At 53.4% G+C, this 26299-nt stretch carries 23 protein-coding genes; 5 read left to right on the forward strand and 18 right to left on the reverse strand.

Annotated features, from left to right (window positions below):
* Positions 1 to 135: 135 nt before the first annotated feature.
* The 8 genes from IKB43_08670 to IKB43_08705 all read right to left on the reverse strand — a co-directional run bounded on the left by IKB43_08670 (position 136) and on the right by IKB43_08705 (position 10482).
* On the reverse strand, positions 136 to 2571 hold the full coding sequence (locus IKB43_08670) for a transglycosylase SLT domain-containing protein (protein MBR2470205.1): 2436 nt from the start codon (positions 2569 to 2571) through the stop codon (positions 136 to 138).
* 168 nt (positions 2572 to 2739) lie between these two features.
* A complete protein-coding gene (ptsP, locus tag IKB43_08675) occupies positions 2740 to 4575 on the reverse strand; it encodes a phosphoenolpyruvate--protein phosphotransferase (protein ID MBR2470206.1) in 1836 nt (611 codons plus the stop codon).
* Positions 4547 to 4819: an HPr family phosphocarrier protein gene (locus IKB43_08680; protein ID MBR2470207.1), complete on the reverse strand. Its 273-nt coding sequence runs from the start codon at positions 4817 to 4819 to the stop codon at positions 4547 to 4549. The genes ptsP and IKB43_08680 overlap by 29 nt, the downstream gene beginning before the upstream one ends.
* Positions 4820 to 4825: 6 nt before the next feature.
* Positions 4826 to 5734: an MCE family protein gene (locus tag IKB43_08685; GenBank protein ID MBR2470208.1), complete on the reverse strand. Its 909-nt coding sequence runs from the start codon at positions 5732 to 5734 to the stop codon at positions 4826 to 4828.
* Positions 5735 to 5841: 107 nt separating this feature from the next.
* Complete coding sequence (locus IKB43_08690) at positions 5842 to 6498, reverse strand: RNA methyltransferase (GenBank protein MBR2470209.1); 657 nt, start codon at positions 6496 to 6498, stop codon at positions 5842 to 5844.
* Between the two features lie 162 nt (positions 6499 to 6660).
* Positions 6661 to 7674, reverse strand: a complete 1014-nt coding sequence (locus IKB43_08695) for a hypothetical protein (GenBank protein ID MBR2470210.1) — start codon at positions 7672 to 7674, stop codon at positions 6661 to 6663.
* Positions 7675 to 7688: 14 nt separating this feature from the next.
* Positions 7689 to 9254, reverse strand: a complete 1566-nt coding sequence (locus tag IKB43_08700) for an insulinase family protein (protein MBR2470211.1) — start codon at positions 9252 to 9254, stop codon at positions 7689 to 7691.
* A 199-nt stretch (positions 9255 to 9453) separates the two neighbouring features.
* A complete protein-coding gene (locus IKB43_08705; protein ID MBR2470212.1) occupies positions 9454 to 10482 on the reverse strand; it encodes a VWA domain-containing protein in 1029 nt (342 codons plus the stop codon).
* Positions 10483 to 10672: 190 nt separating this feature from the next.
* Here IKB43_08705 and IKB43_08710 point away from each other — a divergent pair, with 190 nt between their 5' ends.
* Positions 10673 to 11791, forward strand: coding sequence for a diguanylate cyclase (locus IKB43_08710; GenBank protein MBR2470213.1), 1119 nt, complete (start codon positions 10673 to 10675; stop codon positions 11789 to 11791).
* Between the two features lies 1 nt (position 11792).
* Here the strand turns inward: IKB43_08710 and IKB43_08715 are convergent, their stop codons facing one another.
* Entirely contained in the window at positions 11793 to 12896 is a 1104-nt protein-coding gene (locus IKB43_08715; GenBank protein MBR2470214.1) for a VWA domain-containing protein, read from the reverse strand.
* 359 nt (positions 12897 to 13255) lie between these two features.
* Here IKB43_08715 and IKB43_08720 point away from each other — a divergent pair, with 359 nt between their 5' ends.
* Positions 13256 to 14242, forward strand: coding sequence for an Rpn family recombination-promoting nuclease/putative transposase (locus IKB43_08720; GenBank protein ID MBR2470215.1), 987 nt, complete (start codon positions 13256 to 13258; stop codon positions 14240 to 14242).
* 62 nt (positions 14243 to 14304) lie between these two features.
* Here IKB43_08720 and IKB43_08725 read toward each other — a convergent pair whose 3' ends face one another.
* Both IKB43_08725 and IKB43_08730 read right to left on the reverse strand, forming a co-directional pair.
* Positions 14305 to 15498 carry an acyltransferase gene (locus tag IKB43_08725; GenBank protein ID MBR2470216.1) on the reverse strand — a complete coding sequence of 398 codons (1194 nt, stop codon included), beginning with the start codon at positions 15496 to 15498 and terminating at the stop codon, positions 14305 to 14307.
* 18 nt (positions 15499 to 15516) lie between these two features.
* Positions 15517 to 16404 (reverse strand): LysR family transcriptional regulator, encoded by an 888-nt coding sequence (locus IKB43_08730; GenBank protein ID MBR2470217.1) that lies wholly within the window; start codon positions 16402 to 16404, stop codon positions 15517 to 15519.
* Positions 16405 to 16609: 205 nt separating this feature from the next.
* Here IKB43_08730 and IKB43_08735 point away from each other — a divergent pair, with 205 nt between their 5' ends.
* Both IKB43_08735 and IKB43_08740 read left to right on the forward strand, forming a co-directional pair.
* Positions 16610 to 17176, forward strand: a complete 567-nt coding sequence (locus IKB43_08735) for a hypothetical protein (protein MBR2470218.1) — start codon at positions 16610 to 16612, stop codon at positions 17174 to 17176.
* 157 nt (positions 17177 to 17333) lie between these two features.
* Complete coding sequence (locus IKB43_08740; protein ID MBR2470219.1) at positions 17334 to 19016, forward strand: putative transporter; 1683 nt, start codon at positions 17334 to 17336, stop codon at positions 19014 to 19016.
* A 19-nt stretch (positions 19017 to 19035) separates the two neighbouring features.
* On the opposite strand, the gene IKB43_08745 is transcribed toward IKB43_08740, so the two are convergent.
* From IKB43_08745 to IKB43_08770, 6 genes are all read right to left on the reverse strand, one after another.
* The gene (locus tag IKB43_08745; GenBank protein MBR2470220.1) at positions 19036 to 20118 is read right to left on the reverse strand and encodes a tetratricopeptide repeat protein; all 1083 of its coding nucleotides are present in this window, start codon (positions 20116 to 20118) and stop codon (positions 19036 to 19038) included.
* 80 nt (positions 20119 to 20198) lie between these two features.
* Positions 20199 to 20846: an energy transducer TonB gene (locus IKB43_08750; GenBank protein MBR2470221.1), complete on the reverse strand. Its 648-nt coding sequence runs from the start codon at positions 20844 to 20846 to the stop codon at positions 20199 to 20201.
* Between the two features lie 139 nt (positions 20847 to 20985).
* A complete protein-coding gene (locus tag IKB43_08755) occupies positions 20986 to 21390 on the reverse strand; it encodes a biopolymer transporter ExbD (GenBank protein MBR2470222.1) in 405 nt (134 codons plus the stop codon).
* 2 nt (positions 21391 to 21392) lie between these two features.
* Positions 21393 to 22031, reverse strand: a complete 639-nt coding sequence (locus IKB43_08760) for a MotA/TolQ/ExbB proton channel family protein (protein ID MBR2470223.1) — start codon at positions 22029 to 22031, stop codon at positions 21393 to 21395.
* The gene (locus IKB43_08765) at positions 22028 to 23596 is read right to left on the reverse strand and encodes a MotA/TolQ/ExbB proton channel family protein (protein MBR2470224.1); all 1569 of its coding nucleotides are present in this window, start codon (positions 23594 to 23596) and stop codon (positions 22028 to 22030) included. Before IKB43_08765 ends, IKB43_08760 begins: the two co-directional genes overlap by 4 nt.
* Complete coding sequence (locus IKB43_08770; GenBank protein MBR2470225.1) at positions 23593 to 24429, reverse strand: DUF3450 family protein; 837 nt, start codon at positions 24427 to 24429, stop codon at positions 23593 to 23595. The genes IKB43_08765 and IKB43_08770 overlap by 4 nt, the downstream gene beginning before the upstream one ends.
* 128 nt (positions 24430 to 24557) lie before the next feature.
* On the opposite strand from IKB43_08770, the gene IKB43_08775 reads away from it, so the two are divergent.
* Positions 24558 to 25709, forward strand: a complete 1152-nt coding sequence (locus IKB43_08775; GenBank protein ID MBR2470226.1) for an LD-carboxypeptidase — start codon at positions 24558 to 24560, stop codon at positions 25707 to 25709.
* An 8-nt stretch (positions 25710 to 25717) separates the two neighbouring features.
* Here IKB43_08775 and IKB43_08780 read toward each other — a convergent pair whose 3' ends face one another.
* Positions 25718 to 26278, reverse strand: a complete 561-nt coding sequence (locus tag IKB43_08780; GenBank protein ID MBR2470227.1) for an NUDIX hydrolase — start codon at positions 26276 to 26278, stop codon at positions 25718 to 25720.
* Positions 26279 to 26299: the final 21 nt, after the last annotated feature.

The raw sequence follows: 26299 nt of genomic DNA on the forward strand, positions 1-26299 counted from the left end.
CACCCACCGACGACACCCTTGGCGAATCACACTATGTCCACTGCTACGAGTAAAAAGTGGAGAACTGCCAAAACACAACGGTGAACATCTCGCTCCAAATATATAAGGTCGGTCTGTACGGAATGTGCGAGTAGCCTACAGCCCTTCGTAAATTTCCTGATAAATCCAGTAATTCCCCATGACGCGCTTTACGTAGTCGCGGGTTTCCCAGTAGCTAATTTCTTCGGCGCGGATATCCCAAGGCCTGCCCTGACCTGCCGCCTGCCAACGTTTGGTGGGCTTGGGGCCTGCGTTATAGTTGCCCAGAACATACATGTAGTCGTCACCGTATTCGGCTTTCAAGTCCACCAGGTAACGAACACCCAGGCGAATGTTCATGTAAGGGTTGAAAAGCAACAGCGGGTCAAAATCGGGAATCCCTTCTTTGGCGGCCACCATCTTGCCTGTGGCGGGCATAATCTGCAAGAGCCCGCGGGCACCTACCGGAGATGCAATCTCGAAATTGAAGATGGATTCCTGACGCATGACGCTATAGACGAAGAAGGGGTCGATGCGCGTTCCGGAATGGAACTTCACCTGGTCCTTGAAGGGAATGGGATAAAGGTAATGCAGCACGTCTATAGGCGGTGCCATCAGGCGACGACGGTCGATGTTGTTCTGGAACTGCCGTGCAAGCCTGTAGCCGGCGGCCACTTCACCCATTTCGTAGAAGAGCTTGCCGTATTCGTACAAGAAATCCAGACGCTTGTAATTCTTGCGGCGCACCTCATCGTAGAGGGCAAAGGCCTCGTCGCTGAAACCGTAAAGGAACAGATCCCGAATGCGGTTGTAGCGGACCGGGTTGTAGGTGGTGTCCGGCTTGCCGATTTTCTGGGAGGCGCGAATCCAAGCCAGAGTCTCTTCGGGAGACATGGCGACCCCGTGAGCATACGGGATGTCCTTCTCTTCCATCAGCTTGTATTCCGCAAGTTTCAGGCGGCTGCGGTGGGCGTAGTAGGCCAGCGGGAAATCCCGGATACAGTCCAGATAGGCTTCACGAGCAAGGGAATCCTTGCCCAGCTTCATGTAGGCATCTCCCAGGAACATGCGGGCCCCGCTTCCGCTCCACAGGAACGGTTCCTTGGCCGCATCGGTAAAGGCCTCTACAGCCTCTTGCCATTTCTCCTGCTTGAAATAGACGAAACCTATGCGGAACTTTGCCCACTGGCGCTTCACGTTGTTCTTGAACCTGCGGTGAGAAAGCTTCTTGAAGCACACGATGGCACTATCGTACTTTTCGTTCTGCTCGTATTCGAACCCCTTGATCCAGAGGTTGTTGGCGTTTTCCTTGCTGAACTGGCTCGCATCTTGCAAAAGCGAATCCGTGGTCTTGATTTCCTTAGCGTATTTCTTGGCATTGTTGCGGTACAGCTTCAAGATAGACTGCATCCACAACGGTTTCGCCTCCACAGAGTCCAGAAGGAACTTGAACTGGGCAATAGATTCATCGTCACGTTTCAGGTTGCGAAGGGTCACGGCACGCTTTTCCCACAAGGCAATGCGGGTATCCATATCCAGCGTGCTGGGCGGCAAAAGCTTCTGCAGGGAATCTTCCGGCGCTGCCACCGCGGCAGACGGATTTTTCGCAAGGGCGATAGAATCCATAATGGCGATGGAATCCAGCAGAACAAGGCAAGCGGACGCCTCGTCCTTGGCGCAGGCCATCTTGGCATAGGCAATCTTTTCGGGCAGGCTTTCTGGGGTTCCCTGAACCTTACGCAAGCGCCGGATGGCAGCGAAAGCAGAATCCTTGTAAACCGTAGAACTGGCCAGCAACTGAATATAAAGTTTCTTGGCCTGAGCAGGCTGCTTGAACTGCTCCAGATACAAGGCGTAGCGGTACCTCAGGGCCGCCGCGTCTTCACCCTTCGGATACTTTTCCAGGAACACCTTCAGAGAATCCGCATGGGCCGCATCTGTAAGGCTCGTGTCCGCCATGGCGGCCTCGATACGCATGCGGGAGGCGGACTTGTCAAAGTCGGAATCCTTGGCGTACTTGTTCCCAAGAGCAAGGGTTGCGCGCATCTTGGCGTAATCCCCCCGCATAAAACAGGTGCGGGCCATTCGCAAAACAACGCTCTTTTCTAGAACGGAATCCCTGCTCCGCAGAGAATCGTAGGCGGCGTAGGCGCTATCCCAAAGTTCCCTGTAATAGTAATAAGCGGCCTTCGCGAAATCCTGAACGTTTTTCGAGACGGCAAAATCCGTAGAGGCCCGCTTGGAGCGTTCCGCACGAACTACCAGGTTCTGGAAATCCTTGGGCAGAATCTTTTCTTGTTCTGCAAAGGGGTCATTCAGGGGGACTGTCGAAATCAGGCTGTCGGTGGCGACAAATGTAGCGGGGAGAGAATCTTTCTTTGCCGTTGTCGGCTTCGGAACAACTGCTGTTGCACTGGAAGACACGATGGTTGGGGCGGAAGCAGACGACTGGGCGACAGGGGCCGAAGAAGAGACAACTGCAGAAGATACAGCAGCGGTATCCGCAAGAGCGAAGGCGACACTAAAAAAAAGGACTGTTAAAATTTTACTCATTCTGGTTTACGTCATGCGGTGCATCGTATGTGTAGGTTGTAGGTGTTAGGTTTTAGGCGTTAGGGCTGATAGAGATAATTAGATGTCATTTCAAACACCTCTAGCAGATCCTCGCCTACGCGAGGATGACATCTGGCATCACTCACACCACACATTTCACATTCCACATTATTTCCCATCCACCTGGCCCACAAAGCTGGAAATACCCAAGTCCGTAATGGTCTGGGCATACTTCTTGTGCATATACTCGTTCACGTTGTCGGAATCGTCCATCTGCAAAACCGTCAGGGCCGACTCGCGAACGTCTTCGTAGTTGATGGAACGGATAATCTTCTTGGTGGCCATGACACTCCAAGGCGTCATGGAAAGCTCATCTACGCCAAGCCCAACGAGCAAAAGCACACTCATGGGGTCCGCACTCATTTCACCGCAAACCGCCACAGGAATTCCTTCGCGGTGCGCCGCCATCACCACACGGTTGATCATGTGCAGAATGGCCGGATGGTGAGGTTGGAACATTTCGGTGATAAGTTCGTTGGTCCGGTCCACCGCCAAGGTAAACTGGATAAGGTCGTTTGTACCGATGCTGAAGAAATCCACTTCCTTGGCAAGCAGGTCCACAAGCATCACGGCGGCAGGCACTTCTATCATGGCTCCAATCTTGATATTGCCTACCTGCACTCCTTCGGCCTTCAGCTCATCGGCACAGCGCTTGATATACGCCTTCGCCTTGCGGAGTTCGTTGAGTCCGGAAATCATGGGCAACAAAATCCTGAGATTCCCGCTCTTGTTGGCCCGGAGCAACGCCCGCAACTGCGTGCAGAAAATGTCTTCGCGACTGAGGCACACGCGGATAGAGCGCCAGCCCATGAAGGGGTTGGCCTCGTTCACGGCGGTAAGGCCCGCCACCAGCTTGTCACCACCGGCATCCAGGGTGCGGATCGTCACCGGACAGGGCGACATGGTAGAAAGGATTTCTTCGTAGGCTGTTTCCTGCTCGCTTTCGGTGGGAGCGTCCTTCTGGAAGAACAAGAATTCCGAACGGTAAAGACCGATACCCGTCGCTCCAAAGTCCGTGACCTTAGACGCCTCCGACGGAAGTTCGATGTTGGCGTGGAGCGTAATGTACTTGCCGTCCCGGGTCATGGGCTCCAGACGGCGCATGGTGAACAGTTCCCGGCGCTGGCGTTCAAAGACCTCTTGCCGTTCGTGGAACTTGCGGATGTCCTCTTCGTCCGGGTTGACGATGACCATGCCGCCGGTACCATCTACAATGATGGTGTCGCCGGCGTTCACCTGGGCAGCTACGTTCCTAAGGCCCGACACCGCCGGAATCTGCAACGACCTGGCAAGAATTGCCACATGGCTCGTGCGGCCACCCGTATCCATCACCAGGGCGCTGACCTGACCGGGCTTGATGGCAATGAGCATGCTGGGCATGATTTCGTGAGCCGCCAGCACCACGCCCTGTTCCAGAGCCACGTCCTCCAGTACCGGACCGGAATCGTCCAGGGCGGTCATCAGGCGGTTATACAGGTCCCGAAGGTCTGCCGCCTTGTCCCGCATGGCCGGGGAATTGATCTTCTCGAATTTCTCGATGTAGTTGCCCAGCACCACGTGCACCGACCAGCGGGCCGTCTTGTGCTTTTTCTTGACCATTTCCAGGACGCCGTTCACCAGGCCCGGGTCCTGCAAAATCATCAGGTGGGTTGCAAATATCAAGCTGTCGTGGACGCCTGTGCGGGTTTCAGAAATTTCCTTGATCTGGCCAATTTCTTTTGCCGTCTTGCTCACGGCCTTCAAGAACAGCTGTTCTTCGGTGGTGACCCGACTTTCGGGGATGGTTTCTTCGACGACGGAAATTTCCCTGTTGGTAATCGGGAAAACTTTGCCCATGGCAAAGCCCGGCGACGCAGGAACGCCCACCAATACAATGCGTAATGGTTTCTTGGATGTCTTGGAGCTAGAAGACCCCTTAGCCTGCTTCTTCGTTGAAGTTGTCATGGAATAACTGCTCCAACTTCTGCACGACCAGTTCTTCGTCTTCGCCGTCCACCTCGAACTTCACCTCGGAACCCAGGGGAATGGCCAGCATCATCACGTTCAAAATGCTCTTGGCATTGGCCTTGGAACCATCAAAAATTATGGAGACGTCACTCTTGGCAGGTCCCGTAATATCAACAATCATCCCCGCAGGGCGGGCATGAACACCAAGTTTATTGGTCACCGTAAGCGTCTTTACAATCATAGCCCCTCAGAAAATATCCACGTTGATGTCAAGACCATCGTTCAAGATGACCCTGAACAGGCTGTCGGCGGAATGGACTGTCTTGACCAGGTCGTCGTGCAACTTGCGGTCCGAAAGAAGGGCGCCCACCGTATTCTCCTTGGACTGGACCTTGGCAATGAGTTCGTCCAGGTGCTTGGTGACACCTTCCAGTTCGGCAATCAAGTTGTTGGCATTCCCGATAACCACATCCGTATTGGCAAAAAGGTTGTCGATAGGCGGTTTGACGCCATCGACCAGGTTGCCCACCTTGAGAGTCACCTCGTTCAGGCCGGCCAGGCTCTTCTTGAGTTCGGGGTCCGTGGTGTTCACAAGTTCCATCAGGCGGTCTTCCAGAGTTTCGGCCTTCACGAGAAGCGTGTTGAACCTGTCCTGGAAATCCTCGCTGGCGATGGTGCCCTTCAGGGCCCGCTTCACGGATTCCAGCAAGACCTTGGTGCTGTCACAAACTTCGCCCGCCAGACCGAGGGCCTCAGCGATGCCGGCGTCGAACTGGCCCGTAATGGTGTCACCCGGCTCAAAGTACTCCTCGGAGTCCCCGAGAATCATGCCAATCTGACGTTCGCCCATGATACCGATGTTCTGGACGCGGATTTCGGAATCCTTGGGAATCATCACGTCGGTACGCAGGCGGATGGTCACCACCACGCGATGGCCTGCAAGCTCGATGCTTTCCACCTTGCCCAGCTTGACGCCATTGACCTTGACCGGGTCGTCCAGCACCAGGGTGCTGACCTGGGTGAAACGCAGGTGGAAGGTGTTAAACGTCTCTCGCGGGTCCTTCTCGTTCAAGAAGAACATGCCGAAAACCAAGATGACGATAGCCAACAGGACGACAAGACCGACAGAGAAGTAAAGTGTGGTATTCTTCTTCATTTCTGCCTTAAAATAGCATTTTTACCATAATCTACACAAAGAAATCTTCTAAACAAGGGCTTTTCATTCATTCTCTTGGTTCTTAAATCCGAATTCCGAACCCCGAATTACCCCTCTACCCGAACAATGGGGCTGTTGTTTTCGATGCCGTTCACGTGCCGGTCCAGGTAATCGTAGAGCAGGGCATCCCTTTCGGCCTGGGGGAGCAAGAATTTTTCGCGGCCCTCCCGCTGCATGAAAATGTCCAGGTAGGTCATAAGCACACCGCCTGCTACGGAGACGTTCATGGATTCCGTAATGCCGTACTGGGGCAGTTTGAATTCGTAGTCCGCGTGTGCCAGGGTGTCGGGGTGGTTCCCGTGGAACTCGCTCCCCAGGTAAAAAGCCGTAGGCTGACTCAGGTCAAGATCCAAAACCGAATTGGTGGTGTTGGTGCTGGCCACTGCAATCTTGTAGCCCTTGGCACGGAGCTTTTCCATACAGAGCATGCGTTTCTTGTACAGGTAGATGGACATCCACTTGTAGGAGCCTTTCAGAATGGACTTGTTCACGCTGTAGGCGTTGTCCTCTTCGATGACGTGGACGTCCTGCAGGCCGAAAACCTCTGCGGTGCGGATGACGGCGGAAATATTGTGGGGGTCGAACAGGTCTTCCAGCACCATGCAGAAATGGCGGGTACGGCGGTTTACCACTCCTGTCAGGAGTTCCCGACGGCGGTCCGTGACCCGCGCAAGCAAACTTTCCAAACTTTCTTTTTCGCTCATAAATTTTCCTTTTTAATCTCTTTTTTCAATCCTAACACTTCACCATCAAGCGGATCCTCGTGATTCTATCGCTGCGCTCCAGAATGACAGCGAGGATGACACTTCTTGAGACCAGCTTTACTAACCCCTAAATCCTATCCCCTAGATCCTAACCCCTATTACCTATTCTTTCACCTGCAGCGGCACAGGAACTTCCTTGGCCTGCCGACGCTGAATCTGCAACTTTTCAAAGTCACCCAACTTCCAGGGATCGCCATTCACCACGTTCTCGAAATCCAGAATGTACTGCACGTTCTCCATGGACTTGAGGGAAGCACTCTTGAGCATGGGCTCCTTGTTTCCGCCGAAGTATTCTCCCGACGACTTCTTGATGTCCTTGACGATATGGTCAATCTTGTCGCCTACCACGCTCTTGAAAACACGCATCTGCATAATGGAATTCAACACTGAATTTCCGGGAAACACGATGGCCGTTAACTTGTACCGAATTTCCTTGTCGGAGACAGGGTCCATATCCAGGTAGGCCACAGCCGTTCCGTGCAGCGACCACCTGAGGACCTGAGCGTGTCCATACCCGAAAAACACGTTCCGCATGCCGAGCTTCTGCCCGGCACTATCCTGCAAGGCCCAGAAGAATTCACCCGAAAGGCTCCGGCCGTTGCTACCGCTAAAAAACCGCCTGTCCTTGCTGGTGTATTCCAGCCGGTAGTTCGTGCCCAGGTAGGCGTTGATAAGTTCCGCCGTAAAGGGCATGTTGTCGAACAAGTAGCTGATAACGTTCTGTCCCAGAGGAAGCGAGCCCTTGTTCTCGTAAATGGCACGGTACTGCCGGCCTAATCTGGAATAGATTTCCGTCGCTCCCGTGATTTTCGGGTCTGCAGGCAATCCCCGCTTGGTAATTTCTACAAAGGGGGCGCAGAACTCTTCGTTATACTTGACCTTGGGCCAGGGTTTCTGATCTTCTTCTGTACAAAAACCGTAATCGATGTTTAGGCACTTCTTGACGCCGGAACAGAGGGCGCGGAATCCCTCTTCGCCGCCGGACTTTTCGATCATGCGCTTGCGGCCGATTTCTTTCATCAGGGCTTCGCGCTTGCTTTCGGGCGAATCTGCGGCAAACGCCTCTGCACAGGCAAAGACCAACAGCATCAAGAAAACAAGAACTCGCCGACCCACAGGAATCCTTTTGGCTATTGCCTAAAATCCAGGCTATCCTGGGGAATTACGGTGAAGGGTTTCAACGCATCGAATTTAGAGACAGGACCCACGATAGAAATGGTCATCTTGTCGCGGGCAAAATATTTTGCAATCATGGCCTTCACCTGTTCAGGAGTGACGGCAGAAATTTCTTTCACGTAGTCCAGGTAGTGGTCAAAGGTCTTGCCCAGCAGTTCTCCCTTGGCAAAAATGGTGGCCGTAGAAGCAGGAGAATCAAACAGGCTGGGCAGACTTTCGATCAGCGCTTTTTTCGCCTGTTCCAGTTCTTCTGCCGTCGGGCCTTCTTTGGCCAGCTTTTCCACTTCTTCAAAAATCAGCGTCAGGGCAAAATCCACGGACTCCACCTTGGTCTGCAAGGCGATGGTGGTCATGGCGGTATCCCGATAGTCGTTGCCTACGGTGCTGTAGATGCTGTAGGCCAGGCCCTCGTCGCTACGCACGCGGTTCATGAGGCGGCTAGTAAAGCTCCCGCCACCCAAGATAAAGCTCGCCACCGCTGCCGGGTAGTAGTCGGGATGGGGGCGTTTCACGAAAGGCTGGTTGATGGCAATGTTCGCCTGGGTAATGTCCTTGTCCACCACGAAGGTGCCGGGCTTACGCAGGTAAGCGAGAGGCTGCGGCGCCACAAAGGCGGAATCCGCAGGCTTAGAAGAAACGGTGGAAGTGTCCTTTTTCCAGTCGGCGAAAAATTCCTTAAGCATCTGCACGCTGGAATCCCGGTCCACATCACCGGACAAGGCAAAGATGATTCGGCTAGACTGGAACACCCCGCGGGAAAGCCGTTTCAGGTCGGCGTCAGTGACCTTCTTGTATTCGTCACCGGTAGCGTCCCACAGACGATTGTTAGGAGCGTAGTTCACCTTGGCACGCAGGGCCGAAAGCACCTTGGCAGGAGTATCGTAGCGCTGTTCGTAAGCGGTAGCAGACTTGGTCTTTACGATTTCCAGCTGTTCCTTGTCAAAGGCGGGAGCGAGCAACACCTTCTTTGTCAGCGCAAGCACGGAGGCAAAATCCTTGGTCAGGCAGTCAATGTCGAAAGAGGCGGTCCACACGCCGGCCGAAGAACCGACTCCAGCGCTGATAAACTCAAGGGTATCTTCCAGGGCACCGGGAGCGATACCGCCACCGCCGCCACGCCTAAGCATAGAGCCCAGCATCTCGAAGGCGGCCTCGTCCTTGATGGAGGCGGGGACTCTCGGATTCTCGAAATAGACCGTAAAATTCACCAGGGGCAAGCGGCGGTCGCTCACGATGTAACCGGTGACACCGTCGGCTATTTCCACCCGGTAATCCTTCGGGTAAGGCGCTACGTAGTTGTATTCCGGAAACTGGATGTCCTTGTAACTGGCGGGGATGTCGGACTTTGCAGGCTGAGCTGCAGCACCGCTCTGTTCAGACACCGCAACGGAATCCTTTGGGGTAGCAACCGTCGCAGTATTTTCCGTTGCAGGGGCAGGCGCGCTGGAACAAGCGGCAATAGAGGCCAAGAGGGCAGAGCCCACCAGCAACGATATGGTTTTCGCATCATTTTTCTTCATCACCAAACAATATAGCTATTCCCTCATTCCAAATTGGACTAAGGAATTTCAAAATAATTTGGTTTATCGGGCTTTTTGAATGTATATTATATACATAGCCTTTCCGGTGGATTCTAATTCGGCCTCCCATGGAGCGCCGCCCGTCTCCAAGAGAGACATACCCACCCGAAAGGCTTTTTTTTGTACCCGGAGCGATGACTCAGCTGAAACGACCGGCCAGTTGCTTGCGACGGCGACCCCGTTCGGACACCACCGCTTCAATCAAGAACAGCAGGGCCGCAATCCCGAGGAAAATCTGGTAGCGGTCCTGATAATTCTCAAAGCGGTCGCTTGCCTGGTCCTTCTTTTCGAGGGTGGCGATTTCGGTCAGCACCTTCTGCAGCTGGAACTCGCCAGGGCTCGCGTAAAAGTACAACCCGCCGGTAGCGCTTGCAATTTCTTGAAGAGTCCCGTCTTCTAGGCGGGTGGTCACGATGTTCCCTTGCATGTCCTTTTTGTAGGCCACTTCTCCGTTCTTAGTCTTGACAGGGATTGGCACACCTTCCCGGGAGCCGATACCCACCGTGTAGATGCGGATGCCCATCTCGGCGGCTTCCTTGGCGGCATTGACGGCGGCGTCTTCAAGCTCTTCGCCGTCGCTCATGAGGACCATTACCGAATACTTGCCCGCCCCGCCGGAGTTGCGGAACAAATCCATCCCCTTGCGGATGGCCTTTTCCAGGTTCGTTCCCGGCATGAGCCAGCCCGGCTCCAGTTCCCGGAGCATCATCTGCACGGTTCCGTAGTCCAGTGTCAGAGGCACCATCACCTGGGCCTCGCCGCTAAAGGCCACCAGACCCACGCGGTCACCGGTGAGAGATTCCAGGAACGAGGCAATCTCGTGACGGCTACGCACCAGACGGTTGGGCTTGATGTCTTCGGCCAGCATGGAAAGGGAAATGTCCTGCAGCAGCACCAAGTCCAGACCGCGACGCTCCACGTGTTCCAGCTTATGGCCCCACTGGGGCCTTGCAAGGGCAACGAACAAAAAAGCGATTGCCAAAAGGAGGATCAGAACCTTGGCGAGCCTCCGCCAGGGAGACACGCTGGTCGAAAGCTTGGGCAGCATGGAAAGGGACACGAACCGCTCCGCCAGTTTTTTACGGCGGTAAAAGGCATAATAGAACAAAAGGGCAAAAAATGGCAGGGTGAAAAGTCCCCACAAAAAGCTCGGTTCCGCAAATCGCATGGACAGACTCCAGAAAAAAACGGCGCGGGGCAGGGCCCGCATACCCATGAATATACAAAAAACGGGCTTTTTCGCCCCATTTTTTCAAAAAAATGACCCCAAAAACGGGAAAAATCACATTTATTTGCGGGCGATGACTTTTTTGTTAAAAAAAAGATATATTTTACTTATTGGATTATAGGGTAACTCTATGGAAATCAATCCCTTTGTAGTCGAAATCGATCTCATAAGCATCGCCATTCTCCTGATGGTGCGTTATGGCATCACGGAGCGGGCCTCCCGCCTCAGGGAAGTTCATGTTTTCCGATACCTGGTGGACCTGTCCATCGCTTTCTGCGTCCTAAATTCTACAGGACAGTTCATTCCCTCCACTTACATCCCCGTCATCAAGATTATCAACGGCCTCAAGATCGTCACCTGCATCTGCATGGGTTGCTCCTGGTTCCTGACCGTATTCTTTATTACGTCCACAAGCACCTACCACCTTCGCAAAATGTTCATCCCCATATTGTTGCCAAGCCTTGTGGTAAGTGTCATGGCCATCATAGATGTCTTGAGCAACCTGACAGAACCGCCTCTCGACATGAGACCCCATGTGTGGATTTTGCTGAACATCCTGACCATCGTCTATATCGTTTCTGCCGCCGTCCTGTGCCTGACCAAGGCCCGCAAGTGCACCAACAGGATTCGCCGTCGTAGCCTTTACCTGCTTTCGGGAGCCATGGCTTTCCCCCTGCTTCTGCTGGTGGTACAGGCCAAATTCTACGATATGCCCATCACGTCGCCCTCGTTTGTCATCGTCACTCTATTTATTCACCTGACCTCGTTGCGCAGGAGAATTACCGTCGATGAAATTACCAAGCTCAACAATGACAACAAACTTGCAGACTACCTGGAAGCCATTACCCAGAAACAGAACCCTGCCAAGAGACTGTTTTTTGTGAAAATCGACATTGACAAGTTCAAGGCCATGAAAAAGAAATACGGGGGTGTGGCAGCAGCCATAGCCCTCCAAAAAATGGCCTCGTTCCTACGGCAGCAATGCATCAATCGCGGGTCTTTTATCGCCCGTTACAGCACTTCGTCTTTTGCCATTGTTACCGAATGTAACGATTTTTCCGAGATAGAAACTCTGGCCAACAGGCTGATTGCCACCAGCGCCACTAGCGAGGAACTTGCCCAGGGCCCGTGGCCCATTACTTTCTCCATCTACTGGTCCGAATTCGGCACGCCCACCACCAAGACGGTTGACGATCTAATCGAAAACTGCACCAGGAACTGCTACAAACCTTCTGTAGACGGGGAATAGCCTACGGAATCCGCACAAAGCGGGTGTTGGCGAGAATCAGCTCCAGCAGAATGAGGAGCGCACCCACCAAAAGCCAGGGGTAGAACTTTTCGGCGTAGCGGGCGTAGGCCACCGTCTCGATTTCGGATTTTTCCAGCTGGTCTATTTCGGAATAAATTTCTTCTAGCTGTTCCTTGTTTTCGGCCCGGTAGAACTTTCCGCCGGTCTTTTGCGCCACCGCCTTGAGGGTGGTTTCGTCGATGCCTTCTTCGGGAGTAATATCCCGCTCGCCCCAGGAGATTTCGCCTGTCCAGGGGTTCTGCTGGAAACTCAGGATTTTACCCTTACGCTTGCCTACGCCTACGGTATAGACCTTCACCCCGATGGACTGGGCCACCTCGGCCGCACGGACAGGTGAAATGACGCTGGCGTTGTCCTTGCCATCGGTCAAGAGAACCACCACCTTGGACTTGGCTTCGGACTTTTGCAAGCGGGCAAGAGCGTTCATAAGGCCATCGCCAATGGCGGTGCGGCTTCCCATGATAGAATCGTGTGCCAGGTCGTCTGTAACGCCCAGAATTTCAAGCAGTGAGCCGTAATCCAGCGTAAGGGGGCACTGGGTAACGGCACGGGCGCCAAAGGCTGATAGACCGATACGGTCACTGTGGCGTTTCTGGATGAATTCCGCAATGACCTGCTGGGCATAACCCATGCGGCTATATTTCCAGTAATCGCCGGACTTGAGAATCCGTTCGGCGTTCATCACCCCGAGCTTCGCCTGTTCTGTGCGGGTCAACATGTCCAGCGTGCCCATGGAGCCCGACACATCCAGCACCAGCATAATATCCACGCCGTCGGTATTGGTGTATTCCACCTCGGTGGCATTCTGGGGGCGGGCAAGGGCCACCACAAAGCAGCACAGGGCTGCAAGGCGGAGCGCCGGCACAATGTGGCGCATGCGCACCCGATGACTAGGCGATGCTTTTTTGGCTATGGCAAGGGCCGGGAACTTGATGGTGCTCTTGCGACGCTGCTGGCGGTAAACATAGAGCGCCACAAGCACGGGAACAAGCAACAATAGCCAAAAGGCTTCGGGATTCTGAAAATGTAACGAACCGATATCCATCTTGACTCCGAAAAATCTTTTCGGACACAATATACAATTTTACGGCTCCTTAGACCCAATCCCCTATTTTTTTTGTATATTGTTATTGTCTTAGCATCAATCCCGCTGACAGCGTATTCGATTCGGGCGGGCCGTTTAACTCTCTGCTTGACATCGTCCACCCTTTGCAGGTCAAGACAACCGGCAATTCGTGAGACAGCTATCCCTGTGGGGGTCGGCCCCATGATGATTAACGTAGAGCACCGTCCACATTTGTGGACTTCATCAATCTGTCATAAACAGGTTTGTGAACAGGTGTTCTGCGTTCATTCGACATATACTCCTGTTTACACTCCTCAACAATCAAACAGGAGCAATCCATGAATCGAACACAACACTATTCCTTGCTCAAGGCAATGGAAATTGACAAGAACAACCTCCTCAAGTACCAGGAACTTTACAAATATGCCTACATCCTTAGCGACGGCATTTTCAAGATTGTTTTCGCCGAGGAAAAGGACCACTCGCTCCTCATCTCGCTGGTGAACGCGATGCTGGGTCTGCAGGGCGACGATGCCATCAAGGATATCTCACTTGAAATGCAGGAATTTCCAGGCGTCTTTAACAAGAAGGACTGCATCCTTGACATCATCGGCACGACCAACGCAGGCGAAAAAGTGCTGGTAGAGGTGCAACAACAGGGGGATGATTTCTTCCGTGACCGCGTAGAATACTATGTCTCCCGCGTTATCGAAAACCAGGTGCACACCAGCGAAAAATACGAACTGCCCCGCATCTACTTTCTTGGACTTCTCGATTTCGAGATGTTCCCGGAAGAGCCCACAGAATATATCCACCACGTCGATGAAATGTGTCACGGTAAAAAATTTTTCCCTAAAGTTCAGAAGATTTTTGTTGAAATCGACAAGTTCTTCGAGCTTGAAAAAGCGGGAGTCACCGCAAACGACAATTCCGAGGCGGCGCAGTGGCTCCGTGCCATCAAGGTAATTATTAAGGAAGAACCCGTTCCCGAAAAGATTATGCAGAACGAGACATTCCGGCACTTGCTCGATTCTGTGAAATTGATTAACTTTGTAGAGGAACTTTTCAATGCCGAGGTAAAGAACATGACGGACTTGAAAGCAGAACACGAAATCGGTTTTTCTGAAGGCAGGGTGCAAGGCCGTACCGAAGGGTTCGTCCAGGGCAAGACCGAAGGGTTCGTCCAGGGCAAGACCGAAGGATTCAGCCAGGGTCGCAAGGAAGAACGTGCTGACTCCATAGCCGTCCTACGCGAAATGGGCCTGTCTGCAGAAAAAGTCGCTGAATTTCAGGAAAGAATCGAGACGCTGAACAAGAAACAGTAAGAGTCCGATTCACTTCAATATTTCAAAAGCCTATGGATTGTCTCCATGGGCTTTTCTGACTCCTACTTCCCAGCCGCTTTCGCCTTGGCACGCTTGCGGCGCCAGGTCTTGAATTCCATGTACAGGGTACTGACGGTATAGATGAAGACCATCAGGATCAAGGTATTCAAGGGCTTGTTCAGGTTACACAGTCCCCAGGCGATGGTGATAATCGGCAGGTGGATCAAGTAGGGGTAGAAACTGGCGCGGCCCACCTTGCGGACCAGCGGAATGCAGAAGAACCTGGCCGCAAATCCCTTGCCACTCAGGAGTGAAAGCAAGAACAGTCCGTAGAGCAAAATCGGGAGGCTGTGATGGAAGAAATAGTTCACGCCGGGGTTCCATTCGGGCCGAAGCAGGAACAGGCTCCCGTAAATGGCGGCAAGAATCACCGCCTGGGCAATGCCGCTTGCAAACTTCTTCTTGAGAAAATCGAAACCGCCCTCGCTGTACAGGCGGAAAAGCACCATGCCGAACAGGTATTCAAAAATACGGACCGGAGCGAAGATGTGGAAGAAACGGTACTTGGCCTCGTAGCCGCTGAACCACAGGTTGTCGGAAGCTCCGAAGAAAACCGCCCAGAGAATTCCTGGAATAAACAGCGTGCCGAACAGCACCCAGAGCGTGCGGTAGTTCTGGCGGAAAAGCCAGCGGCTGAACCAGGGAGTGATGGCGTAGCACATAAAAAAGCTAGTCAGTGACCAAGAGGGCTCATTCAGTTTCATGCCCAGGTCCGGTACAATGGACCAGGTGAGGGAAAGGTGCAAAAACAGGCTTCGCCAGGGGTGGGTCATCTTGGCAAGACCCGCCGAGGCGCAGTCGCCGATTTCAGAAAGCCCTGGCAAATGAGTGTAGCCGCTGAACTTGAACACCAACACCACGAACATCAAAAGCGTCATGAAAAAATGCAGTCGATAGAGTTTCGCGATGCGGGCGAACATGAAGGGAATCACGGGGATGCGCCGTTCCGGATCGCTGAACTTGCTTGCAAACAAGAATCCCGCAAACACGTAGAAGATGCCCGCCGCAAAGGCAGGAGCGCTGATGATGGGCATGAGCCATTTCCAGTCCTGCATGTAGCCTAAAGCACTGGAACTGCCCAGGTGGAGCATCACGATGTTCACGCTGGCCAAAAGCCTAAGCCCGTCAATAGCCGGAAAGTAGTTCGGCTTGGAGGCAGTTGGCTTTGCCGCACAATCTGTCGAGTTGTTTTCCATGGCTGCCAAAAATAGCTATTACTGCTCTTTCTTGCGGCCGGCGGAACGCTTCAGCTGGTTTACCAGGAACTTGTAGAACCCTTCGATATGGGAATTGTCCTGCTTGCCGCGGAGGAGCGTCACCACAATATCGCGCTTGAATTCGATATCGGTAATCTTCAGGAGCTTGATTCTGCGGTTGTCCACCTTGCCCCAAGAGAACTCGGGCCAGAATCCCACGCCCAGGCCGCCTGCGATGGCGTCTTTTACCATGAGGGCGTTGTCGCTCTCGAAAATCAGGTGGGCCTGGAAGCCTATGCGCTTACAGTAATCTTCACAGATGGTGTGGAGCTGTTTGGAACCGTACAGGCCGATAAAGTTGGTGTCGCCCAGTTCATGCAGAGAGATACTGTCGCGCTTCTTGTATTCCGCAGTATTGGGAACGGCAAGGTAGATGTTCTCGGAACAGACAAAAACCTCTTCGTCGGGATTTTCCTGCGGGCGGTAGTTGGCGAAAGTCTGGATGGAAATGTCGTACAGGGACGATTCCTCTTTCTGCACCAGATAAAAACGGAGCGCCGGAGCGTCTTTCTTGTACTGGATAACCGCATTGGTCACAAAGGAAGAAGCCGCCAGGACCTTGAGGCTCACGGTAATGGCCTGCTTGTCGGACTTGGCGCGAAGGCGGGCAGGCAAGGCCTCGATGTCTTCGTAGAGGGGCTTCACCTTTTTGTAGAAGTAATCACCCGCTTCGGTAAGCTTGATGTTACGGCCGCTGGACTTGAATAGCTTGACACCCAGTTCGTCTTCTAGCTTGTGGATGGCATGTGTCAGCGCAGGCTGCACAATGCACAGGTTCTTGGCGCTCTGGGTCACGTGTTCGGTACGTGCCACTTCCAGAAAGTACTTGATATGGGTCAGTTCCATAAAAACTCCAATTCATCAAAAATTTTTATAACACAAATATAAACAATAAAATCAGGATACAGAAGGGTAAAACAGGGATTTTTGAAAAAATCATCAAAAAAAGTGATTAAAAATGAAAAAATTATTTATTAGTCAATATCAAAATCTTGTTTTATCTTTGTCACCGAAAACAAAAAAGCCCCAAGGCACCTTCAAAGGAGTTCTCATGAAATCGGTTCTTAAAACACTTGCCACCACAACCCTCGTCGCATTCACCGCCTTCGCCTTTACCGCCTGCAATGACAACCGGGACTGCGCCTACAACGAGGCCGGCCACACCCTAGCCTGCCCCGAGAAGACCTACAAGACCGTAACGCTGGGCGGAAAGACCTGGATGGCCGAAAACCTGGACGTGTTCACTCCGGATTCAAGCGTGTGCTACGCCAACAACCACGACAACTGCAATACGGACGGACGGCTATACACCTTCGCCTCCGCATCGGGTAACGTATGCCCCACAGGTTGGGCACTCCCCACCGTAGAAGACTTCAAGGCGGCCTTCGGCACAAGCGAGCCCGTCGCACTCAAAAACGCCAACGGTTTTAACGCCCTCTTCGCCGGATTCAAGTACTACGACGGAAACTTCGCCGACAAGGGCGTAAGCGCCAGCTTCTGGACAAGCGACAGCTATGACGATTCCAGGGCTTACCTTGTCCGCATTACCGACTCCGGAATCGCCTACGAACACTTCAACAAGAACATTTTCGCCTCTGTCCGCTGCATCAAGAAATAGCTACACCCCTCCGGTGAAGTTAGTTGTTATTTTTCAGGATGACACTTCTTGTGACCTACACCCTAACCATGGCCTTACGGCCTAACCACTAATCACTGACCACTTTTTCCTCAAGCAGATCCTCGCCTTCGCGAGGATGACACGCTCCAAAAAAACAATGACCTGGCTTATCAATCTATTCACCCAGCCCTCGGTAGGGCAACAAGTTGTGGCGATTGCCCTCACGGCGGCACTCGGCCTCATGGTCGGAAAAATCAAGGTCAAGGGCATTAGCCTTGGCGGTGCAGGTGCGCTCTTTGTGGGTATCTTGCTTGGGCACTTGGGGCTCCGCGTCGAAGGAAATGTGCTCCATTTTATCCAGGAATTCGGCCTTATCCTGTTCGTCTATACCATCGGCATGCAGGTGGGTCCCGGATTCATAGATTCCATACGTAGGCACGGGCTGGTGCTGAACATTCTTTCTGTAGGAATCGTACTGCTGGGCGTTATCGCGACCCTCTGCCTCTACTTCTTTACCAGCATGCACGACAACGTGCCCGTACTTATCGGCATGCTTTGCGGTGCCGTCACCAACACTCCGTCCCTGGGAGCCGCCAACTCGGCATTTGCCGCCGCCGGCGTGGATACATCCCTGACAGGAATCGGCTATGCGGTGGCCTACCCCTTCGGTGTTATCGGAATTATTTTGGTGATGATTCTCATGCGGGTCATATTCCGGCAAAACCCTGCCAAGGCGGCAACCGACTATGCCGACGAAATCGCCGCCACTACCAAAGAAATCGAATCCTGCAGCCTTACGGTAGATAACCAGAACCTGTACGGAATCATGCTGAAAGAAATCCCGGACCTGATTTCTAGCGGTGTGGTGGTGACCCGACTCTTGCGGGGCGAAAACATCTTTACCCCCAACGGAAAGACCGTCATCGAAAAAGGCGACAAGGTGCACATCGTAGGCATGCCCGAGGCCGTAGCCGCCATGGAAAAGATTATCGGCAAGCGCCTGGACACGCCCATCACCACGATTCCCGCCAAGAGTACGGAACCCATCCAGGTGAGGACCGTACTCGTGACCAACAAGAAAATACTGGGTCGCACCATCGGATCCCTGGCTTTGGCAGAACGCTTTGGCGTGACCGTAAGCCGCGTGACCCGGAGCGGATTCAAGTTTACGGGCCGATTAGATTTGCGCATCAAGTTCGCCGACAAACTGAACATCGTCGGCCCCGCTTCGGGGCTGGACGCGGTGACCCCAAAATTGGGCAACTCCCTGACCGCCCTGGACTACCCTGAAATTCTGCCCGCGTTCTTGGGCATTTTCTTGGGAGTCATCGTAGGCAGCATCCCCTTCGCCATTCCCGGGATGCCCACCCCACTAAAGCTTGGGCTTGCAGGCGGCCCGCTGATTGTGGCCATCCTCCTAAGCCGCAAGCGCAAGATCGGGCCCCTGAACTTTTTCATGGCCAACAGCGCAAACCTGATGCTCCGTGAGTTCGGCCTTACGCTTTTCCTGAGCTGCGTGGGCCTGAACGCAGGCATCAAATTCTTCGAAGTGCTCCTGAACGGCGACGGGCTCTACTACATGGGGCTTGCGGCCATCATCACCTTCTTCCCACTTGCCATCATGGCAGTGGTGGGGCACCTGGTTTTCAAGGTGAACTACCTTTCACTCTGCAGCGTGCTGGCAGGCGCCACCACGGACCCTCCGGCCCTGGCCTTTGCCAACAGCCAGGCGGACAGCGAAGCGGTGAACATCGGGTATGCCTCTGTCTATCCTTTGACCATGCTGCTCCGGATTCTAAGCGGGCAGGTGCTGGCTATACTGTTGCTTTCGGCGGCGTAGATTCGGCAAGACCTGCGGGCTACTGTTCCAGTTCCAGCAAATCCGCCTTTAGGGACTGGTCATTGGGGTAGTACTTCTGGGCCAGCAGCAACAGGCGGCGGGCCTCATCGGTACGCTTTTTCGCCATGGCGTCGTAGGCCATATTCTTGAGACCATAAATAGCCTCGGCATTTCCTTTTTTAGCCGCCAGCTCGTAGGCGTATTCTGCACGGTCCAGGAACTTGGTATCGTAGGCCAGGTTCCCGAGGAAAATGGCGGCGTCGGAAAAGTCCGGCTTGATTTGCAAGATGTTGTTCAGAATGTCCATGGCCACAAAGGGTTTGTTGTCTTCGGCCAAGACATCGGCCAGCTTATACATGACATTCACATCGTCAGGGCGCACGCCCAGAGCCTCGCGGTAATGACCCGCACTCTGCTCATACTGTTTGTTCATGCGGAAAACATCCCCGAGATAGACCAGAAAATCCACCTCTTCGGGGTGTGCCGTGTAGCCCTTGCGGACAATTTCTACGGCACGGTCGTAATCGTCCATGGCGATGTTCGCCTCCGAAAGCTGATAGACGATGCTCAGGTCGTCAGGGTCCAGCTGGTAGGCCTTTTCTACCGAACGGAGCGCTCCCACCTTGTCGCCTACCTTGCTGTAGGCCTCCCCCAGGTAGAGCCATCCCGAAATGTTGTTCGGCTCCAGCTTCAGCGCCCTGTGGTAAGCGGCAATACATTCGGGATACTGTTTCAGACGGAAATAGACGCTGGCCATGTTGAACAGCGCAGGGGAAAACGCCCCGTCTGAAAAATCCACCGCCTTGCGGTAGGCAGCCGCCGCCTCGGGATATTTTTCCATCTGGTAATAACTGTTGGCGATATTGAAACTTGTGGCCGTGGGGTCGGCACCACGTTCTTCGGCCTTATGGTACAAGATGATGGCCTGGTTGAATTTCCCGTTGCGGTAAAGGGCGTTGGCACGCTCCAGCAGGTCGTAAGAGGACTGCGCAGCAAAAGCGGGAATGGTAAGGAGGAAAATAGACGAGAGACGAGAGACGAGAGACGAGAGTGATGCTGGACGAAAGCGCCCTTTAAAATCAAAGGGATGATTCTTTTTCATCATTTGCTTTCTCAAAATCTTCATACCAGCAATCTTTCGTCTCTCGTCTGTAGGCACGCAGTGCCGTTCTTTCGTCTATATCAGTCCCTAAACTTCACCTCGAAAGGCTGTTCCATTCCGCAAAACGCCACCGCCTTGCCGTCTTTTTCTGCAGGGGCAAAGGTCATGCGGCCAAGGGCCTCGCGACCGGCGGCGGCAAGCCCGGAACCTGCAGGAGATTCCTCGATAATGCGGATATCATAGGCGCGCCCGCCCACATCTACGCAAAAACTCAGGCGGAGCGAAGCGTCGATTTCCCGGTCCCGAATTTGCGGCGGCACCTGGAAATTGGGCATGGACTTGCTTTCGGGTTTTTTATCTACATCGCCCTTTTCGCTGGACATGGCGCCCCCGCGGAAATCCGCCACCAGTTCTTCGTTAATGGCAGCCCCTGCCGTACCCGAAGCTACCCCAAGGTTCATGGCAAGGCGCGGGCCCGCCTTGGGCGTGCGGGAGGTGGTCTTTTGCCGCTCCGGCTTGCGGGAAGGCTTTTTCTTTTCCACCTTCTTTTCCATTTCTTCCACCTTCTTTACGGAGACTTCTGTCTTGGTGTACTTTTTTTCGTGGAAGATTTTTCCGGTCAAAAACATGTTGGCAAGAGTCACAGAAAATACCAGCAGCAGGCTACAAAGAACCGCCGCCAGGAGAAGCAGAGATCGCTTGATTATTTTCCTTAGAATCTTACGCATTGTAGTTATGAGTTATGAGTTGTGAGTTGTGAGTGGCGAAAGAATCGTCTAGTAGATCCTCGCCAGTTTATCCCGGACCTGTTCCGTGACGAAGATGACACATTCACACTCATCTCACATTTCACATTACACATCGAAACTATTCCGCCTGAGCCGCGATGGACACCTTCTTGACTCCGGCCAAGTTGCACATGTCTATGACCTGCACCAGCACGCCTGTTTCTGCCCCCTTGTCGGCAATGACCACGGCCTCCCTGTCGGGATTTTTTGAGAGGGACTGTTTCAAGATATCTTGCAGACTTGCCAAGTCCACCTGACGCTCGTTCATGTGGATGGTTCCTTCGCGGGTAATGGCGATGAGCAGGTTTTCCTTTTCCAGCTGGCTTGCCGTCTGGGCCTGTGGCTTGGTCACATCTACGCCAGTTTCCCGGGTAAAGGACGACGTGACCACAAAAAAGATAAGCAAGATGAACACGATGTCCATCAGGGGGCCCATCTCGATGCCCATATCCTTTTTCTTTCTGCTCGGCAGGTTAAATTCCATAATTACCCTACAAAATAATTGTCAATAATCGTGGCCCCGAGTTTCAAGTCCTGGGTCAAAATTTCTACACGCTCATCCAGACGCTGTTTCAGCAAAGTCAAGGGGAACGCCACCAAGAGCCCGCTCTGGGTAGAAATAAGGGCTTCCGAAATTCCGTCGGCCATAAGGACCGGGTTCTGGTTTCCGTAAAGGGTAATCACCTCGAAGGTGGAGACCATGCCCGTCACTGTTCCCAAAAGGCCTAGCAGCGGGGCTGCCGCCGCCATTACCGCCACGATGTGGCTTCCCTTTTCCATGTGGCGTAGCGTTCCCAGCATGCGCACCTGCATAATGTCGCGGAATCCTTCGGGATTCTTTTGCGCATGTTCAATGGCGTAACGGAGTTCGCTGGCCAAAATTCCACGGCGTTTTTCCAACCGAGACATGGCCTTTTCGACACCGCCTTCATTCAGGTCGTGACGCAGGTTCTTGATGACCTTCTGGACATCTTGCCTGAAAAAGTCAGAGCCGATACGGAACCAGCTGTAAAACAGGTAGTAGAATCCGACAGTTCCCACCAGCAGAATGGGGAGCATCACCACGCCACCGGCCTGGTACGTGCTTTTCAGGGATTCAACGAATACGTAGAAGGAATTGCTCATTTTTCCTTGTCGAAAATCCTGTTCAGTAGGGCCATGCTCTGCATGTAAAGTTCACTGGTGACCTTCTCGATTTTTTCACTCAGAAGCCCGTGGATGATCATCACGGGAATGGCAATGACAAGGCCCGTTTCCGTAGTGACCAGGGCTTCGGAAATACCACCGGCAAGCACGCGGGCGTCGTTGGTACCTACCTCGGTGATGACGGTGAACAAGGTGATAATACCCGTCACCGTTCCCAAGAGACCAAGAAGCGGAGCGATGGTGCCCATGGCGGCCAAGAGTCCCATGCGGCGTTCCAGTTTGGGTTGTTCCCGAAGCAGGGCCTCTTGCAAGGAACGTTCCGCATTTTCACGGGTGTCGTTCGCCTTGTTGAGCACCGCAAAAAGAACCATGGCAAGACTCGTGCCGCGCTGCAGGCACAGATTGGCGGCCTCCTCGTAACGGGTGTTCTGAACAAGCATGTTCAGGCGCGCCATGAAACGCTTGCCCAAATGCCCGCGATACATGAGTACAACAAAGCGCTCCGCCGCAAGAAGCAGCGCAAAGAACGCCACCAAGAAAAGCGGGTACATCACGATACCGCCTTTCTTGAACCATTCCGCAAACTGCGTCTTGAGCGATTCGTCGCCCTTGTTGCTAATAGAATTTTTGATTGCCTTGTTCTGAAGCAAGTCCATCGGGACATCCACCTGGACCGTGTTCGACTTGGAAAGTCCCGAATAGGCGTTGTTGATGGCCCCGCGAATCGATTCCGCCATGTCGGCAGGAAGCGTGGCATTCCATTCGTAGCGCTTGCCCTGCAAGGCGCCCGTCCGCAGGAGCGCCTGAATCTCACCGTTGTCCGTAGCCGCCTCGCCCAGGAACACCGTCCCGAGACGCATGCGGTAAACCTCCACGTCAGTGCGGCTCCCCACCTGGGACTTTTCAGGACCGAAAGACTGGGTATAGGTCATCTCGTGTCGGGCGAGCAGATCGTTCAGATAATACCTCAGGGCAGGCAAGGTGTTCGGCTTTTTCTTTGCCATTTCCCGCTGGGCCTTGTTCAGGGAAAAAAGTCTCTCCCCCATGCCCACGGGGTAATCTCCCGTAATCTCGTCCAGGGACTTGTCTATGGAAAGTCTCACCTGGGTATTAAAAGCCTCGAAGGCATCTTCTTCGGCCTTGGCCGTTTCTTCGGCTTCGGCGGTAACATCCTTGCTGGCCTGGACTTCTTCGCTTACGCGGCCCAGATCCGTAGAGAGCTTCGTGTAGCGACCGTCCAGTTCGCGGGTCTCCACCTGATGTTCCTCGGTCAGCTGGGATTCGGCATAACGCTTGCTCCAGTGGGCCGCTTCCAGTTTTTCAAGAGAGTCGGCTTTTTGCAAGCGGATACGGGCAAGGCTTTCGATTTCGCGCTGAAGGTTCTGGATTTCCACCTGCTTCAGGGAATCCTGGATACGGGCCTGTTCCTCGGCATCCTTCTTTTTGGCACCCCAAGAGAGGTTTGGCATAATAAACAACAGGAATAGAGCCATCATTGTTCTTGACAGCCATTCCGAATTCCGAATTCCAAATTCCGAATTCATCTCTCGCCTCCTACCACAGAAAGGGTGACAGGCATGGCGATAATCTGGGGCGGTTTCTTGGCCAGTTTCACGTCTATCGCGTAGCGGATAATTTCACGTTCCCACAGTTCCAGGTTTTCGTTCCACTCGTAGGTGATTTTTCCCTTGCTTGCACGGCGCACCAGGTTTCCGTAAACGGTGCCGTTTTCGTCGCTATAGACCATCCACTGGTTCCCAATCCGCAGAATCTGGGCGTTAATCAATTCGCCGTTCTTGCGGGTAAGGGGCGCGTTCACAATGGCCACCTCGTCGCCGAACTTGATTTCTTGCTGGATAACCGCCTTGATACGGGAAAAACTTTCTTCTTCGGCGGCGCTCCCGCTTTCGATATCCCGAGCGAGTGAGCGGACCCGTTCCAGCCTGGCATCCCGTTCCCAAGGCACCGTCATGGCCACCTGCCGTTCCAACTGCTTGCATATAGAAAGCATGGCCGAACGCAAAGCCTTGCGCTTGGCGGCCACGTTGTCGTTTCGGTTCTTGGCGTGGGCCTGTTTCTGCCGTTCTTCTTGCAGCTGGGCAGCCACGCCGCGGATTTTCACGTTCAGGCTGTCAATTTCGGCACGGCGGCGCTCCGAATCTTCGCTATAGCGGGCCTGCAACTTCTTGTAGCGGGAATCATCCGCCCTAAGCAGGGAATCCGTAGAAGCAATCTGCCGGGTCAGCTTCTGGATTTCGGAATTCAGCTTTTCCTTTTGCTGTTTCAGGTCTCGGATTTCCGAATCGTAATCGGCAAGGGCCAATCCCGAAAGGAACAGCACCAAAAGGACAAAGGGCAAAAATTTCAATCTTGTCATATTCTTCTGTGTTAAGTTGCACCAAAATTACATATTTAAAACACCGGAACCTGCAAAAAATGTCACCGCCACACTGGAAATAATCAACTTTTGCCCCATATTTCTATATTGTGCACAAAGGTAAATCTATGTTTAGGACCAATTGTTTCCATAGCGCGGCCTGCGCCGCATTGACCATCGCCCTTTCCGGGCTCCTGTTTACCGCCTGCTCCGACGACAGCTCCAGCAGCGCCTCTGACCAAGGCAAGGCGGATCCCCTTGCCGAATGCACTGCCCCCGCCTTCCTCAAAAAAGGCGACAAGGTGGCACTCCTTTCGCCCTCCTACTCCACGCCCGATTCGAACATCCAGAACACGGCGGCCGTCTTGAAGGAATGGGGTTTTGAACCCGTTATCGGCAAGAACGTGGGCAAACTGGACGCGGGCAAGTATGCAGGCACCGCCCAGGAGCGGGCCGACGACTTCATCGAAGCCCTCAAGGACACCAGCATCAAGGCCATCTTGAGCAACCGTGGCGGTTATGGCACCATCCAGCTGGTGGACCTTATCGACCTGAAGCTGGTGACGGACAATCCCAAGTGGCTCATCGGGTTCAGCGACATTACCACCCTGCATGCCATGGAAACCAAGGCCGGTGTCATGAGCATCCACGGCACCATGAGTTCGTTTATCGTAAAGACCCGCGGAAAAGACGACAACAGCACCCTCTTGCGGGACCTGCTCAAGGGCACTGTGCCAACCTATAAGGTTCCCAAGCACAAGTTCAACCAAAAGGGAAAAGCCGAAGGGATTCTCGTGGGTGGCAATATGGCCACATTCGTTCCGCTGGTAGGCGCAAGCGACATCGACGTGTTCTCTAGCGACGGAATCATTCTGTTCATGGAAGAAGTGGGCGAATCCCTGCACAACATCGACCGCATGTTCAACGCCCTGGAACTCCACGGCGTCATGGAAAACGTGAAAGGTGTTATCCTCGGAGAATTTGAGGATTCCGGGACGGACCTGAACTACGAAACTACCGAAGAAATGCTTTCCAAGTACCTGAAAAAATACAACATCCCGGTCCTGTGCGGGTTCCCTGCAGGCCACGGCGATGTAAACGTCCCCATTGTCATGGGTGCAAAGGTCAAGATGGACGTTACCGACAACGGGGCTACCCTGGCCTTTGACATGGACGGCGAAAAGAAGGACGTGGATACAGACAAGTTGCTGAACAAGCCTTCTCTTGCAAAATCCCTCCGGCTGATGCTTTCGGGAAAATTGTTCTCCATCAACGAATAAGAGAAAGACTAGTTTCTGCTCCAGAGAATACAATAAGCCTGGGTTCTCGCCGCAAAGCGCTCCGTCTTTAGCAGTTGCCGCACTTGTTCCTTGCTGTACCAGGCGGCATCGATTTCTTCACGCTCGGAATCGCTGGGCCTGATTTCACCAGCGGCTACACCGACCACAACCACGTTCAACTCGTTGGCAAAGCCGATGGCGGAATAACTTTCTTTCCAGGTTTCGTCTATGCGCAAAAGGGTCAGCCCCGTTTCTTCGCGCAGTTCACGGGCAGCAGCCTGCTCTACCGTTTCGCCCTCGTCTATGAGTCCCGCAGGGAAATTCACCACCTGCTCCCCCACCGCCATGCGGAATTCCTTGCACAGCAGCAGTTTTTCGCCGGACTCGTCGTGCATTATCAGGACCACAGCGTTATTTTTGTGGCGCCGCAGGTCTTCAATACTCTTGACGTTCGGTTCACGGCTGATCATCTCGTAGGTAACCGGCTTGCCGCTTGCCGTTTCGTAATGGAGGTCGTAACGGGTAATGAACTTCCCGGAATGGATTTTTTCGATACTCTTGAACTTCATTTTTCATTCACGCCGTTAACG

It is taken from the genome of Fibrobacter sp. (assembly GCA_017503015.1).
GTDB lineage: Bacteria > Fibrobacterota > Fibrobacteria > Fibrobacterales > Fibrobacteraceae > Fibrobacter.